11 protein-coding genes and 3 pseudogenes are annotated in these 16,697 nt (G+C 36.3%); 5 read left to right on the forward strand and 9 right to left on the reverse strand.

Going from position 1 to position 16,697, the window contains the following annotated elements; all coding sequences use genetic code 11:
* Positions 1-84 precede the first annotated feature (84 nt).
* The 4 genes and pseudogenes from ACQKNS_RS03935 to ACQKNS_RS03950 form a co-directional block, all read right to left on the reverse strand.
* A pseudogene (locus tag ACQKNS_RS03935) lies at positions 85-496 on the reverse strand (tRNA-dihydrouridine synthase); the annotation flags it as partial.
* Positions 497-686: 190 nt separating this feature from the next.
* Positions 687-3,062 (reverse strand): M14 family zinc carboxypeptidase, encoded by a 2,376-nt coding sequence (locus tag ACQKNS_RS03940; protein WP_427641297.1) that lies wholly within the window; start codon positions 3,060-3,062, stop codon positions 687-689.
* A gap of 1,307 nt (positions 3,063-4,369) precedes the next feature.
* A complete protein-coding gene (locus tag ACQKNS_RS03945) occupies positions 4,370-5,770 on the reverse strand; it encodes an MFS transporter (RefSeq protein ID WP_427641298.1) in 1,401 nt (466 codons plus the stop codon).
* 719 nt (positions 5,771-6,489) lie between these two features.
* The gene (locus ACQKNS_RS03950) at positions 6,490-6,693 is read right to left on the reverse strand and encodes an alpha/beta-type small acid-soluble spore protein (protein ID WP_034304517.1); all 204 of its coding nucleotides are present in this window, start codon (positions 6,691-6,693) and stop codon (positions 6,490-6,492) included.
* A gap of 504 nt (positions 6,694-7,197) precedes the next feature.
* Here ACQKNS_RS03950 and ACQKNS_RS03955 point away from each other — a divergent pair.
* The 3 genes from ACQKNS_RS03955 (at position 7,198) to ACQKNS_RS03965 (ending at position 8,517) form a co-directional block, all read left to right on the forward strand.
* Positions 7,198-7,512 carry an ArsR/SmtB family transcription factor gene (locus tag ACQKNS_RS03955; protein ID WP_427641299.1) on the forward strand — a complete coding sequence of 105 codons (315 nt, stop codon included), beginning with the start codon at positions 7,198-7,200 and terminating at the stop codon, positions 7,510-7,512.
* Positions 7,513-7,592: 80 nt separating this feature from the next.
* A complete protein-coding gene (locus tag ACQKNS_RS03960) occupies positions 7,593-8,021 on the forward strand; it encodes a DMT family transporter (protein WP_427641300.1) in 429 nt (142 codons plus the stop codon).
* A 13-nt stretch (positions 8,022-8,034) separates the two neighbouring features.
* Complete coding sequence (locus ACQKNS_RS03965) at positions 8,035-8,517, forward strand: DMT family transporter (protein WP_427641301.1); 483 nt, start codon at positions 8,035-8,037, stop codon at positions 8,515-8,517.
* A gap of 233 nt (positions 8,518-8,750) precedes the next feature.
* On the opposite strand, the gene sigH is transcribed toward ACQKNS_RS03965, so the two are convergent.
* The 4 genes from sigH to ACQKNS_RS03985 all read right to left on the reverse strand — a co-directional run bounded on the left by sigH (position 8,751) and on the right by ACQKNS_RS03985 (position 13,484).
* A complete protein-coding gene (gene sigH / locus ACQKNS_RS03970; protein ID WP_427641302.1) occupies positions 8,751-9,476 on the reverse strand; it encodes an RNA polymerase sporulation sigma factor SigH in 726 nt (241 codons plus the stop codon).
* 492 nt (positions 9,477-9,968) lie between these two features.
* Complete coding sequence (locus tag ACQKNS_RS03975) at positions 9,969-10,370, reverse strand: hypothetical protein (RefSeq protein ID WP_427641303.1); 402 nt, start codon at positions 10,368-10,370, stop codon at positions 9,969-9,971.
* Between the two features lie 244 nt (positions 10,371-10,614).
* Positions 10,615-12,786, reverse strand: a complete 2,172-nt coding sequence (locus tag ACQKNS_RS03980; RefSeq protein WP_427641304.1) for a transglycosylase domain-containing protein — start codon at positions 12,784-12,786, stop codon at positions 10,615-10,617.
* Positions 12,787-13,169: 383 nt separating this feature from the next.
* Positions 13,170-13,484: a hypothetical protein gene (locus ACQKNS_RS03985; protein ID WP_063592358.1), complete on the reverse strand. Its 315-nt coding sequence runs from the start codon at positions 13,482-13,484 to the stop codon at positions 13,170-13,172.
* 247 nt (positions 13,485-13,731) lie between these two features.
* On the opposite strand from ACQKNS_RS03985, the gene ACQKNS_RS03990 reads away from it, so the two are divergent.
* Entirely contained in the window at positions 13,732-14,400 is a 669-nt protein-coding gene (locus ACQKNS_RS03990; protein ID WP_427641305.1) for a response regulator, read from the forward strand.
* Between the two features lie 82 nt (positions 14,401-14,482).
* Positions 14,483-14,592: pseudogene (locus ACQKNS_RS03995) on the forward strand (IS3 family transposase); the annotation flags it as partial.
* Between the two features lie 210 nt (positions 14,593-14,802).
* On the opposite strand, the pseudogene ACQKNS_RS04000 reads toward ACQKNS_RS03995, so the two are convergent.
* Positions 14,803-16,004: pseudogene (locus ACQKNS_RS04000) on the reverse strand (IS110 family transposase).
* Positions 16,005-16,697 lie beyond the last annotated feature (693 nt).

The following is a 16,697-nucleotide window of genomic DNA, read 5'->3' on the forward strand; positions in this document are numbered from 1 at the left end:
TAATTAGAAGTGTTTTTTCAATGATCTTGGTCAGTCACACCACTTTAAAGCCTTAATAAATTGGCTGAATTCCCCCCCACTATTTCATTTCACAAATCGGCGTGTGGTATCACGCGGACGAGTGATGGCACCAACAACAACAGAGTGTGCGCCGAGTGCCAGACATCTTTTATACATTTCCGGTGTCTTGACATTGCCTTCTGCGAAGACAGGAATGCTCACTTGATCCAAGACGTTTTTCAAAAATGAAAAGCCGTAATGGTATCGTTCATGACCAGATGTATCTGCTGTGTATCCGTGTAGGGTAGTCGAAACGCAATCAAATCAATTGTATGGCATCTTCTACTGTCGCGATATCTGGAATAAGTTCGACATTTGGTGCCTTTTCTTTGGCATAATGATCAAGTCCCTGCAGTGAAATACCATTAGGGCGAATCCGATTGGTTGCAACCACTGCAATCCTTTCACAACCACTTTCTATCAATTCATCTATTTGTGTGTTGCCTTAGTGAATTATAAGAGTAATCACAATTATTAATCGGCTAAAAAACTACTTATTGATAAGCATCGTCCTTCAGCGGTTTTTGCATAGATAATTTAAAAGTAATGAGTTCAAGGCAAGCGTTTAGCATTACTCAAATAGCCAAAGCCGGATTCAGTGCTGAATCCGGCTTTGGCTATTTCTGCTATTTTTCGAAAATTGCATTTGATAGAAGACGGAACAAGTAATCCGGGTGGTCGCGGAATCCTGCTTCTAAACCAATCAGAGTTACATCTTTATTCTGTTCTTTTACGATTATGGCTTGGCCCTTGGCGGTTATGTTATTTTTCCAGTGACCAGCTACGAAGAAATTATCTGAATCCGCAAGGGTCGCGAAGACTTCATCATTATTCGTACCCGTGAACCATGTTGGACGATAGACAAAGCCGATATCATCCTCTCCATATCCCGCTGTTAAACCCGTTCCCTCATAATCAACTTTTACGATACCATTACTGTTGGAATCTCCTACATTAATGATGTCATCTGTAAGACCGAGTGTCTTAGTTGCTCTAGAAGCACCAGCACCTACAGCTATATACTTGCCACCTTCATTTAAGAAGCTTGTCACATTGTCTTTAAACGCATTAAGTTGACCGGGGTCCTGTAATCCAAATTCCTTATTAGCTTCGGATAGGTTGGTAGAAATGAGGCTTTCCGTTCCACTATAGACAAAAACATCAAAACCATTAAGGGTATTTTTAGCCACTTCCACTGGCGTAACTTCTGTCACATCAAAACCTAGTCTTTTCAAAGCCAGCTTTGTTCCTGCGTGTGATTTCTGTTTACCTATACCTCCATCGTTTAATATAGCCACTTTTAATGACGTTATAGCCACTGCATCTGCTGGTACCTCAGCAGTTCCAATCTGTAACCCAGATTCTTTCACCGCTGCTGATACCTGATTAGCTACTGCTTTTGCAAAGAAGTTGCCTTGTGCATCACGTACTATAGGTATTCCTTGCTTAAGCAATGCATTTACTAAATTTACCGATTGGACAGAGCTGTTCGGAATCATAAACGGTCCTTTTCCTGAAACCGTTCCTTGACCTGTAATCTGGTTTACTTTCTTTGCACTGACTTTAATAGGATTTTGTGTGGCTACTGCCTCGAATCCCCAAAGCTCCGGTAAACTCCATGCGGAAATGTCGTACATTGCTGGGGTATCGTTCGTGATGTCTTCCCCATCCCAGAGCATCGTGTTTGCTAATCCGGCTTTCGCCTGATCCATCTCAACGAGATACGTTCCTTTTGGATATGACACTCCATCCGCTTTAAATGCATTCACGGCTTGAACAACTTCAATATCATTATTGATCAAATGATTTACTGCCTTATTCGTAACAGTCGGATCCATAGGGTCTAGTGGAAGTATGTAGGTTTTTGGAAATAACCCTTCCTCATGAAAAGGATGGTCAAAGTTTATTCCTCTTTTAAAAATTTCAATTTGATCAGTAATCATGGATTGCTTGTTAGCTGTTGCAAATTTCAGTGCCCCCATAATCGAATTATACATCCATCGTACGCCATCCCAATCATTTGTTGGAGCTTCTAATGTATGACCGTAAGCACCATGGTACATCGCATACATTGGTGTGAAAATTGGTGGGTAATCATCCCAGCCGGCGGAATCATCGCGCAGCGGAATATAGGTACCTTTCATGTTTTGATACAAGGATCCTGAATAGTTCTCATGATCCTTCATTATTTCCGCTTCCATCGCTTCTGCCTGTTTATAGGCCCATTTTCCGTATAGGTCATACTCGTAATTAGGATTATGCGGTGGCGTACAAGGCTCAATTAACCCCTGCAGATTTGGCTGATAATTCTTCACATAACCATGAGTATCAAGGAACACCATCGGGTTCCATTCTTTAATGAGCTCAACCATCTCTTTTGTTTCTGGCTGCGACTGGGTGATAAAGTCACGATTTATGTCAATTCCTTCGCCATTAAATCGGGTGGCACCAATACGTCCATCAGGGTTTTGTACGACATTGAAAATAAGAATATTATTCTCTAAAACATCTTTAGTTATTGCATCATTTTGGGTAGCAAAACGTTCAATTAATTGAAGGATTGCATCGCTTCCGACAAATTCAGTCCCATGAATAGAACCATTAATCATGATTGGAACTTTAAAGTCAGGATTATCGGCAACCCATTCTTGAGCTTTGCCTGGATTCTTAAACATTTGCTTTCTAAGTGCCTTCAGTTTTCCGAACTTCCCTTGCGTTGTTGGGTCAGCAATCGTGACAACATAGAGTGGGTTCCCATCAGCTGATGTTCCACGGACTTCAACTTTCACACGGTTTGAAAGTTTTTCAATCTCTTTTAATTTGGAACCAATTTGTGAGAATTTCACAAATTCATAGTTTTCGCTATTAAACTTGCTTCCGTCCTGTTCCTCATATGTATTCACATTTGTCCATTGAGGTTTCTCAGCATGTCCAGAACTCCACGGAATTACAGTTAGTAAACTCGCAGCCATCAGGCCGGATAATGCTTTTTTCTTCTTCATCCTAAAACCTCCAGTATGTAAATATAGTATTTTTTTGTATATATTAATTAATACATAGATTAATTAAATACAACACGAAATGACTGGCTAATGGGCTGAATAAATTCTGTTGAAAGCGCTTTAATTTTATAACGTCTAACTAATCACATCGTTAAAAATATTCTGTATAAGCTCCCCCAGCAAGTAACGCTACATGAAGTTGAGCTTCCGAAACTAGTGCTGCAATAGGAGCGAATCCCAATAAAATAAACATTGAACGACTTGGTGGAAACACAATACCTAAACCCGCGTTCTTAGCGGCTACTGTAGCTGCTTTAATTCCTTTCTAGACTAATAAATTTCTCCTTTTCTGCATCCTGCAAATATTTCCTTTCTAAAAAATAAATTTCCATACATGTTTAAGAGTATCACCTCCTTATTTAGAAGTAGTAACCCACAAACTTAGATACCTGTTTTATAATATTATATACTTATTTTTGTTTAAATTGGGAATTTTCGGTTAATAACAACTGGATTTTTATCCTATATTCCTCACTTAAGAAGGATAAAAGTATTTACAAATAATTTCTATGCGCTAAATTGATAAAAATCTCGTTTAACTGTTTTGTAGTTTGTCCCCAACGGTCAAGTTTCATGGAAAATCCCTCGAATCCTATGAAATTCATGTGCTATTTGATTTCCTCTAATCGTAATATAAATTTCAAACTATGGGTGAAGTTAGTTTCTCCCCTTTTCACCTTCAATATAAGATAGTAAGTACAGATGGTCCCTCATTTAACTAAACATTCATTCACATGTCCATTTATTCGTAAAAGATAAATTTTACGCGTAGTTTTATTGTATACTCCCCCTCTTCACAACGAGTTAGAGTGAATCATTTTTTTCTTTCCTTACTACAAACTTTTAAATATCACCTTCTTCCATAGGTTATAAATGATCAAACCCTGTAGACAAATTAAACTATAGATAATTAAATTCATTTATATTCTAACGAGATTTATGTAAAAATAGATTATTCTTTTGATAGCATTGGTAATAATCCATAAAAGAAGGGCTTATATTTGGAAAGGTCAAAGGGTATTATAATATTTCGTTGTTAATTCGTTTTTCTTTGAGGTCACCTGGACTTCCTCTTCCCTTTGCTTTAAAGAAAAAAGGGAACATATTCGTCACCCTTTTCTTTAAATAACTGTATCGCTTTATTTTTCGTGAACACCTGATAAGTAAAACAAAAAAAAAACAGACGCTCATGTTTGAGTGTCTGTTTTCCAGTAGTCATCCTTTGAATGGGTGCTTCATGATTTCATTTATTTTTCTCTTTCTTCCGTTTTCCACCATAGGGAATCTTTTGGATTTTCAACAGCTTCTTGATAATCAGATTTAGAAGCAACGGTTGGGTAAGAACCTTTTAGGGATTTTCCTGAAGTACTATTGAACAAGAATAATATCACTAAAAATCCGATCACATTCACGGCTGTTAAATAGAAACCAGGTGCTAAGTTATTCCCCGTTTGGTGTACTAACCATGTGGAAACTAATGGGGTAGTTCCACCAAATATTGAAACCGAGACATTAAAGGTCACTGATAATGTTCGATATCGAATATCCGTATAGAACATGGTTGGTAAAGATCCAGGAATAGTGCCTTCATAAATTGAAAGAAGAACACCTAGAATTAAAATACCTAACGAAATAAATACTAAAGCATTCAAGTTGATTAAATAAAAAGCAAGGGCAGATAATAGGCTTAATCCGCCTAAACCGATTAAGAAAACAGTCTTATTTCCAATTTTATCACTGAGCTTTCCAAACATTAAAGTAAGTGGCACCATGATAATCATTAGAACCGTAATTAATAGGGTTCCAACTGAACTAGATAATCCAATAATTTCATCTAAATAAGAAGGCATGTATGATAATAGCATATAGCTTGTAATATTAAAGAATGCAACAGCTACAAAACAAACAAGAATATCTTTTTTGTGATTTTTAAAAATAGAGAGAAAGCTTTCTCCTTGGACTTCTTCATCAGAAAGTTCATTTTCAAAAATCGGTGATTCTTCTAAACTTTTTCTTAAATACAACCCAATAAGCCCTAAAGGTAAGCCGAGTAGAAATGGTATTCTCCAACCCCATGAGGCCATCTGTTCATCAGATAAAGTGATAAAAAGCGCACTGGCAAGTAACGAAGCTAATATATAACCAATGAGCGTACCAATTTCTAATCCACTTCCAAGCATATTGCGCTTATTGTCTGGGGACGATTCTGCAATATAGACCATTGCACCGGCGTATTCGCCACCAGTTGAAAAACCCTGAATAATTCTAGCTAGTAATAAGAGTATAGGTGCCCATATACCGATTTGATCATATGTAGGTAATAAACCGATTAGTAATGTTGAAAAAGCCATTAAAATAATCGTCGTTGTTAAAACGACTTTTCTTCCTAATTTATCTCCGATTTTACCAAATATAATACCGCCCACTGGGCGCATTAAAAAGGCAATCGCAAAGGTAGCAAAGGTAAACACTAATTTTAGCTCATCATTCTCAACAGCACTAAAAAAGTTTTGACTAATGATCACAGCTAAATAGGAATATAGGCCAAAATCAAACCACTCCATAGCGTTTCCTACCCCTGTAGCAAACACACTTTTCTTCGCTTTTTGAATATCTACAACGTTAATTTTTTTCTTGTTAAATTTCATTTTCTCATGTCACCTCCATTGGATACAATTATGTAAGAATTAGAAATAAAGCAAGACTGGAGTACAAAAAGATTTTGGGTGGTTTTCTCTAAATGTTTTATTATGGAAACATCTCCAACTACATTAGACTACCTTCACCAGAGTTCAAAAAATCCTTTGGACATTAATTATCTTGATACAAAAACAGATAAATATTCATTTTTTGCTTAATCTATCTCTCTTTTGGGTTGTTAGGTCCCCTACTTAGAGAAGAAAGCAGGGGAAAAAGAAAATCCCGATCCAGTAAGGCTTGTCTTTCTGGGCTAGCTTCTTTCTTGTGTCGTCATGTGAACTTAGGATGTATCTGAGATACAATGAAACAGATATGAAAATTTGAACAAAGATCAAGCACTCTCATTACTTATAAAATAAGCCTATGCCCAATGGTGATGATTTAACTGAGGAAATGATAGATTAGTATGCAGGTGAGGTTCCATGAAAGATTAGAAAGGAACAAGACGAAGAGGTGTGGGAAGAACTAAAACAAGCCAATTCAAAATTAGAAATCATTTTTCTATGTTTGTTATATGAGAACAAATTTATAGGGGGAGTCAAAAAAATTCATCCATTCTTTTGCTAAATACTAATTCATCATAATGTTGCTGACTTAATCGCGGTTATCTCTTTAATATAAATAGGGATAGCCCAATCACTATCCCTAACAGTACCTATGATTTCAATTAACGAGTTCTTCCACCTAATTGTTGTTCAGCCATTTGGACTAAACGTTTTGTAATTTCTCCACCAACAGATCCGTTTGCCCGGGATGTTGTATCAGCGCCTAGTGTAACACCGAATTCACTAGCGATTTCGTATTTCATTTGTTCTAGAGCTTGTTCTGCACCATTAACTACTAGTTGATTACTGTTGTTATTTCTAGCCATGTTGTCAGCTCCTATTAATGTAATGTGTTGCTAATCATAGGTTTAGATATTGTTAAGAGTTATATACATAGAATTTAAAATAAAGTAAGGAAGTGATAAAGTAAATTAAAAAACTCACCTGTAGATCAACAGTGAAGATCACTGTAAACATTGATTCCCCTGGTCGCATGGCAAGGTTTTCAGGAGCCCCAAAAAGAAAATAAGCCGATGCAGTTGTAAACCCCTGCCGGTGAATATCCGTAGAGAAGCGTGTTACCCCCTAGCTAGGCTTACGAAATGAGTGCGGGTTCGAATCCTGTCAGAAGCTTTCTCCTTCGCACAGATTTTGTCTTATGCGCTATAAAAGGCATGTTGGTCATATGGTTACTAACCTGCCCCCGTTAGTGCCGTAAGAAAAAGCTTCCTTAAAGACAGCTCTGAACTGAAATCTATTTCTTTCACATGCTATATCTTATTTTTGATCCAGCTTGACATATCGAGAAATCTAGATATATAATTACACCCATGGAACCAATTAATGTATTCAAAGCGTTATCTAACGAAACAAGACTTAATATCCTAGAGTGGTTAAAGGAACCCGAGAAGCATTTCCCAAAACAAGGCGCTCACCTGCCAAAGGAGGTAAGTTACAAAGGCGGAGTATGTGTTGGGGATATTCAAGAAAAAGCCAAAATTTCTCAATCTACCGTTTCTAGCTACTTAAACATGATGCAAAAATCTGGTCTACTTGAATCGATTCGTCATGGACAATGGACATACTACAGGCGCAATGAAGAATTTATTCAACAGTTAGCTAAATATTTTAAAACAGAAATCTAATTTATGTTGGATTTCTGTTTTTTCGCCATTTACATCTATTTTTCTAGATATTTAATTATGCAAAAAAGGAGATTTTATCTATGCGTATTATATTCTATTTGCTAGCCCTATTGGCTGGAGCAGCACTTAGCTTTGAAGGAGCTATCTATGCTGAACTAGGAAAAACAATTGGACAAATAGAAACAAGTTTTTATAACTTCTTTATGGGTACGGTTATCATGGGGCTATTGTGGCTCTTTTTTGGAATAGGTAAGCTTTCCTATATACTTGAAGCACCTAAATGGTCATTACTTGGAGGTGTCTTGGGTGTTATTTATTTAACCTCCATTGTTGTAAGTGTCCCATTTGTTGGGGTTGGTATAACGATGGTTGCGGTAATTATCGGCCAATTAGTAATGAGTATGATTATTGAACATTTTGGTTGGCTTGGAAGTAAGAAAACCAGGATTAATAAGGAAAAGATTTTTGCTGTTATTTCAATGATTATCGCACTTATTTTAATAAACTAGGAGGTCTATAATTATGGGTTTATTTATGATTTTATTTACATTGATTGGCGGTATCACATTAAGCGCACAATCATCTATCAATGGAACATTCAGTCGAAAAGCTGGAACAATTGAAACAACATTTTTAACCTTTCTCACTGGAACAATGTTTCTTACCATTTTTATTTTATTTTTTGGTAGTGGAAATGTACTTGCACTCCTAGAAGCACCTAAATGGCAATTAAGTGCAGCATTTTTGGGCACCATGTATTTACTTCTGACTGTAATGGCAGTTCCTAGAATTGGGGTTATCGCAACTAATATTGCTGGTATAGCTGGTCAACTTGTGATTGGTTTAATTATTGATCATTTTGGATGGTTCAATAGTTTAGTCATAGAATTAGATATTAAACGTGTATTCGCATTACTATTTATGATTATTTCCCTTTATTTTATCTTTATAGGGAATAAACGCTTAAGCGAAGAAATCCAAGCAGTAAATATTAAATTAAACTAACATGATGCAAACGTAAAAAACTTAATTTCAAATAAACGTTGTTCCCTGCAATAGAAGCTGATTTTCCTAATTAGGAAGATTGGCTTTTTCTAATGCATTGTGAAATATTACATTTAAACTATCCTGTACGGTTTTGTACTTGATATACTATTAAGGTTTTTCAAACACATAGAGCCAAAGGATTTTATAATCCTTTGGCAAAAGAGAAACTTAATAGTTAACGACTCTTTTATCTATTGAAGGTGCCCTTCTATTGCTTGGCTATTTCTAAGTTCCAATAAACTCTCCAATTTTCTCTTCACTCTCTGCAACGCATTATCTATAGACTTGGGGTGAGTATTTAATTTATCAGACATTTCTATATAAGTAAGGCCCTCTAAGTAATATGCCAAAACCTTCTTTTCTAACGGACTTAGAACCTCAGATAATTTTAATTCCAAGTCATCAGCAGATTCTTTATCTATCAATATCGCAACGGGATCAGAAATAACGGTGTCTGTCGTTACTTCCATAAGAGTATGATCCGGATTTTCTTCATATATAGGCATATCAAGCGAAATAGAAGAATTTAAAGGAGTATGTTTTTGACGAGTAGCTGCCTTGATGGCTGTAATAATCTGCCTCGTGATACATAGTTCTGCAAACGCTTTAAAATAAGATTGTTTCTCGCCATTAAAATCCCTGATGGCTTTGAATAATCCTATCATCCCCTCTTGGATAAGATCTTCTCTATCTGCCCCAATTAAGAAGTATTTGTTAGCCTTAATCTTTACAAAAGATTGATATTTCTTCATAAGAACTTCCAGTGCCTCCATATTTCCTTGCCGGACCTTTTCTATTAATACTCCATCTTCAAAATTAGCACATAGGAATGACGGTTTTTCTTCGATAGCTATACTCACAAAAATCCCTCCACCGGCTGTATTCAGTTGAGCCTTGTTGTTTAAACAGACGATCATATTATATGCGATAAATTAACAGTTTATTTAATAATATCCTAAAGCAACCTCAGATAATATTAGATTATTTCGACAATTAACTACATTCCTATACACCTTCGTTTAGTTTGAAGGAACCGTTTATATCTTTTTTTAGGCTATTTTCTAAAAGATCGTTGTTCTAAGCATAAAAAACTAATAACTTGAATTATATGGTAAAATATATGTAACCTTATTCAATAACGAGCAGTTTAATGGAGTTGCATTCTTATTAATACTCCAAATAGATAATTAAACGTAAATAGTTGAAATATTACATCACCAATATTCATATTAGTCCCTACCTTTACAAATGGTGTTAGCGTACAATATTTTTACTGATTGCTAATGGAACTAACCTTCCCCGTTAGTTGCATAAAGAAAAAGCTGCCTTAAAGACAGCTCCGATCATAAGCTAACGCACCCAATTGTTTATGTACATTTTTCACTTACTGGTTAATTCAATAGTGACAGCTACCTCTTTTCAATCGCCATACGCAAGTTCGAAATGACACCAAGAAGCACTAGTAACGAACAAAACATTTTTTCAAAAGGTGTTCCTAATAATTGTTGCAAAAACCCAAAAGACCAAAGGACAACAAAAAACCAACATATAACGGTTCTTCCTCTTTTATGTTTATAAAGTCTATTTCCACCAACAATTTTGGTGAAGAATCCTCCCATAATACAAATAATGATACTGATAATAGATATTGGTAGTTGAGCAGCAAAGGAATCAGACCTTCCACCATTAACCCATGTGAATGGAATAACACCGCTAATAATAAGAACATGGAGTAACAATGTTATTCCGTAAAAACAAATTCCCATAAATACAGCTATTTTCAGCTCAATTTTTCTAACTCTTCTTAGCATATATAACCTCTCTTTTTCCCAACTTTACTGTATTACACGTTACCCTTATTATGTTGAAGACTACGGAGATGAATCATTACCAAATTTATGCTTTAACAGAAAAATCCATGCTAATTCAAATTAAAATATAGGTTTAGGGATTCTTGTTAAACTATCGCACCCTATAGTTTAAGTAGAAACCTTCACATCTCTTATGTGTATCATAAAAAAGGATGGAACCAATACAGTCCCATCCTAAAAATCTTTATTGTTCATGTTTCTTTTCCTCTTGTTGTTTATGTTTCTTTTCCTCTTGTTTATGTTTCTTTTCCTCTTGTTGTTTATGCTTCTCTTCCTCTTTTTTATGTTTTTTATCCTCTAATGGTTTATTTTTATTATTTTTTATAACAGGTGGAGCTTCTTCAGGATTTGCACCTTTAATGAACAGTTCATTATTCACCCGGTATACATCACTAGGCTGCTGGAAGCTATTTTGGTCTGTTCCAAACGCTTCCAGCATAGCCTTAAACATTTGGTGCGAGATTTTAGTTGTATTTCCATCCATATAATTACCTGGACCATTTTTAGTATATCCAGTCCAGACTGCCATAGTGTATTGCGGTGTATAACCAGCGAACCAACTATCATTTACCGCACCGGTTGGATATCCATATTGTGCTCTGGTTTTACTGTCAAAATTGGTTGTGCCAGTTTTTCCAGCAACATCTAGTCCAAGGACATTTGCTGTTTTTCCTGTACCAGATTTTACGACTGTCCGTAACATATCCGTCACCAAATAAGCTGTGTAATCATGCATAGCACGTTTTGGCTTTGGAGTTAAATTAACAACTCTGCCATCAGGATAGACAACTTTACGAACAAAATGTGGTGTATTGAATTCACCGTTATTTCCAAAAGCACTATATGCCCCTGCCAACTCTAATGGATTAACCGTATTACTTCCAATCGCATATGATTCGTACACCTTATTATTATTAAAAGTAATACCCAGATTTTCTGCAAAATTTTGTGCTTTATCCATCCCCACATCTTGAAGGGTAAGAAGTGCTGGAATATTGTATGACCATTGAAGTGCTGTTCTAATTGACATCATTCCGTGATATTGATGATCCCAGTTAGAAATAGACTGACCATTTGAGTAGGTTATCTCATGATCATTAATTTGGTGTGCTGTAGACCATTTTGAATTTTCAATAGCCGGACCATAATCAAAGACTGGCTTGAAAGTAGATCCTGGTTGACGTTTAATATCAACCGCAAAGTTGTTGCCTCGGAAGGAAGCTTTATATTGGTTTCGACCGCTTCCAATAGCTCGAACTTCTCCTGTTTTTGTATCTGAAAATACGAAGGCTCCTTGAAAATTGTCATTTGGATAAGAAATAATCGTATCGGTGTTCATTATTTTGTCCGCAAAGGTCTGAGCTTTTGGATCTAGCGTCGTATAAATAGATAATCCATCCGAACTGATATCTACATTTTTCAGCTTTCTTTCAACTTCTTTTACAACAGCGTCCAAAAACGCCTCGTACGGCATTCCTTGCTGTTTCGTTTTTGGAACAAGTCCTGCTGTAACTGAAACTTTCTTTGCATCCTCCAATTGCTTTTTCGTAATATACCCTTGTTTATACATAGCTTCTAAAACAATATTACGACGATTTGTTGCAGCTTTCACATGTTCGGGTTCAGTGGGATCGTAATTACTTGGACTCTGTGGGAGCCCCGCCAACATAGCGGCCTCCGGAAGCGTTAATTTATTTAGATGATCGGCATCGATTCCGTAGTAATTTTTGGCGGCAGCTGCTACACCATATGTCCCGTCCCCAAGGTATATCTTATTTAAATACATCATTAAGATTTGATGTTTGGAATACTTTTGCTCAAGCTGATAGGCCAATCTCCATTCCTGTACCTTCCGCTTTATTGTTTTTTGAGGTGACAAAAAGGAGTTTTTAATGACCTGCTGTGTAATGGTACTTCCGCCTTGAGATCCGAAATCCCCTTTTAGGCTCTTGGAGATTGCTCTCGCAGTTCCTTTTATATCAACGCCATTGTGTTCATAAAAATGTGCATCCTCCGTGGCAATGAAAGCATATTCCAACATTTTTGGAACTTGAGAATACTCAATTTTTGTCCGCTTTTCTTTACCATATTCGTAAAGGAAATTCCCGTTTTTATCGTATAATTTGGTAGAAAGCGGATCGACTAGTTTTGAAGAATCTATTTTAGGTGCATCCTTAATCATTGCTGCAACCGTAACTGTCCCTATTCCAATTGAAACAACACCTAACAGCAAAAACCAAAGTAAAACTTTATTCAAGAAAGACCTTCTTTTAGGGGAATTTTTTTCTTTTTTTTGATCTTGTTTTGTTTTTTCCACTTGTTTTCGTTCCTGACGAGAACGATACGTTTCTGACATTAATCTTCTCTCCCATATTCAAGTTATTCAACAAAATTTAAGAAAACTATGCAAAGGAATAACCTTTTATTTACTCACTAGCAATTGATAGTCAGTATGGTATTTATAACAATGCATTTCATGCAAAACCTGTATATAACGAATTAAGGAAGAATTTATCCTATACTCTCCTTGGTCGGTTTTCGCAATAAAGTAATCACTTCGTACTATCTCATCTTATGCATCTTGTAGAACGTATTCCTTCTTTACATCTGGCCCTTTTAATATTTTTTCTCGTTTAATATCATTATCCAAGGTATAACAAACAGTGACATATAGTGAACAAATAAAAAAGACAACGTACCACGCTGCCTCTTTTTGTTTGAGTTAAAGAAAACGAAGAATTATTTAAACTTATCTAGTGAAATTATTCTATGTTTTAATTCTGAATTCATATCTAAAACACCTATCACAAATTGATTATCTTCCGTCAATGTTATGTATCTGAAATACTCATCATCAGAAATCAGCAAATCGGTGTCATTCGTCATTTTTTCTATTTTGGCAAATACATCTTCTGTGTACTCAAGGTGAAAAAAATCATCCAATCCCTTGCTTGAGCTACCTACCCAGGTATACAGAAAATCTTTCAGTGTGATTTGTTCAAGCATCGATAATTGTTTCTTGAATTTTAACTTATCTACTGTTACGTTTATCATCTTTCAACACTCCTTAACGAGGGTTAATTATATCCAATGAAGTCTCCTCCAACAATGCTATTTGTATAACAATCCGTTTACAGTTTAGTTACTATAGGGGTACCGCCACATCGCCATCAAGCTAAGAAAAAGGATTATCCCCGAAACGAAAAAATGCGCTATTCTTTGTAAATGCTACTGAAAAGAAATTCCTATCATTTATAAATTTTAGATAATAGGCCTTTAATTAAATAAGGAGGAAAAGCCATTGAAGACTAGTATCATCATCATCGATGACCATCAGCTTTTCCGTGAAGGCGTTAAGCGTATATTAGATTTTGAATCATCCTTTGATGTTGTTGCCGAAGGCGATGACGGAAGCGAGGCTATGGATCTTGTTACACACAAACCAGATGTCGTTATCCTGGATATCAACATACAGAATATGAACGGTATCGAAGCAACTAAAATACTTGTAAACCGTTACCCTGAAACGAAAGTCATCATTTTATCGATTCATGATGATGAAAACTATGTACAGCATGCATTGAAAACAGGAGAACAAGGTTATCTGTTGAAAGAAATGGACGCAGATGCGTTAATTGATGCTGTTCGTGTAGTCGCAGAAGGTGGCTCATACCTTCATCCGAAGGTGACATCTAATCTAGTCAAAGAATATCGCCGTTTAGCTACTGATCGTGATTCAGTGCATGCTGTAGAGATCAGAAGACCGCTTCACCTATTGACTCGATGCGAGTGTGAAGTTCTTCAAATTTTAGCATACGGAAAAAGCAACCGTGCCATCGGCGAAACTTTATACATCAGTGAAAAAACAGTAAAAAACTATGTGACTAACATTCTTCAAAAAATGATGGTAAACGACCGTACACAAGCTGTTGTTCTAGCTATTAAAAACGGATGGGTAGAAGTGAAATAATTCCAACTTATGTTAAGTCCCGCTCTTCAGATTTCGCAATACGTGCTGAAGAGGCGGGCTTTTCTCACGAAACGATCCTTAGAAACAAGAACTAGCAAAATATATAGAATACTATAAACACAAACGAATCAAGGCAAATTAAAAGGCATGAGCCCGGTACAATACCGAGCACATGCCCAAAGGGCTGCCTAACGAAATAACCTGTCTAACTTTATGGGGTCAGTTCAACGTTAAGGAATCGACTTTTTTTACTTTTTCTTAAGGAACTAAACCAGCTAATAGGATGTCAATATCTTTCTCTAAAATTTTCATTTCCCTTATGATATACTATTTTTGACCATGTCAAATAAACCCTCCAAAACCCTTTTGGAAGGATTTTTCTCTGTTTCACAAAACCGTTAATTAGGCTAAATCTAGGAACGTTTCTTTTCTCTTTAATAGAGCGTAAATCCAATGAAGCAACTTATTCATACAGGCAACGATTGACACTTTGGCCGGTTTTCCTTCTGATTTTTTCTTATCATAGAATTCTTTAAGCTTTTTGGTCCTTGAACTTCTTATGCCGCATAGTACGGCAAGATACAGAGAATGACGTAGCCTACTCGAACCTCTTTTTGTCATACGATTAATGGTTGCCGTAAACTTACCCGATGCGTGAACACTTGGATCTACTCCAGCGAAGGCAACCAGTTTTTTCGGATGATTAAACCGATCGATTTCACCAATTTCAGAGATAATCGTGGCTGCGATTTTTTCTCCTATACCGGGAATCGATTGGATGATCTTATATTCTTCCATTTCATTTGCCAGGGCCACTATACGATCTTCCAAATCAGAAGGTGTCCCTGGTAATGAAAAAGCAATTCAATATACATACGAAGATTGATTACGTGACTTTCATACACGTTTTTTTGAAATGGATTTCGAGATGCGGAATCCATTATTTTTTTTGCTTTTCCCCATGCCCATTCACCTGATCGGCTAGAACAGAACTCTATAACACTCTCTGCTAGTTTACTTTCCCCGGCTGCTAATACCGCCTCTGAAGTGGGATATTCCTTTAACATCAATAAAGAAACCTTCGAATATAGATCCCCAAAAACCTTCCGGTATTCAGGAAACACTTGATCTAAAATGGTGTGAAACTGAAGTTTAGCTTCCACATACATATTCGTTACGATTTCCTGTTGTCTGGACAAATTCCGAAGGTCTAATAGCTGTATTCCTCTAATTTTATGAGGTTCAAAATCCTCTTTGTAATACAGCACACACAACTGGTACGCATCGATAGCGTCTGTTTTTACCTTCCGTAAACTGGTCTTCTTTGCCTGATAAGAAATAATCGGATTTAGTAAGATATATAGAATCCCTTGTTCCTCCAAGTATTGAATAACAGGAGTATGGTAATGCCCTGTAGATTCTAAAATAACCATAGGTATCTGCCCTGTCACCTCTTCAATTTCTTTTAGAAAGTCTAAAAAATGATCTAGTTCCTCTTTGATATGCATCATTGAAAAGCTCTTCCCATACGGTTTAGATTGATCTAAAAATGCCTGAACTTGGCTCTCTCCTTTTGCCACATCCAAACCAACAACTGGATTCATCGTTTTTTCCTCCTCTACTTACTAACCAGTACCCCTTAGTCCTCCATCTAGTGTCATAGCTTCGCTTGTTATACGAGATCTATGTCCCAACCAGCCTCAAACATGTTTCTACAAGTAGGGGGCGGACAGTTTAGTTCACGGGATCAAGTCCCACGCACCCGTACGTCCTACCCTGGCTACTAATATAATAGATCCTATTAAAAAAAGGTCAACCAGTAATTTTTACTGGTCAACCTTATAATACGAACGCACCCGTTAGTTGAAAAATACTTATTATAGAGTTGATACAAACTATGTATTAGTGATCGGCTTTTTTCTTATCAAAATCTCCAAATAACCAACTTAAAAGTGAATGAAATGCTACGAAACAGAATGCGTATGCTAAATTCCCTAACCAATTTATCGTTTGCTCCCTGAAGTATTGCAGACCAGAGCTTGCAATATACATGATTATGAAACCCACTATATAACTAATGAAGATTCTTTTCCTTGTTATTGCCATAAATACAAACCACTCCTATTCTTCGGCAGGCAATCCAACTAACCTGACCCTTTAGTTCCATAAGAAAAAGCTGCCTTAAAGACAGCTCCGAGCTTCAGCTAACACACCCATTAGTTCTATAAAACTTATCACAAAGTTGACACAAACTGTGACGCAAATAAGAAGGTATAAAAATTAATTATATGCTTTGT

The organism is Peribacillus sp. NPDC094092 (assembly GCF_050279365.1).
GTDB lineage: Bacteria > Bacillota > Bacilli > Bacillales > DSM-1321 > Peribacillus.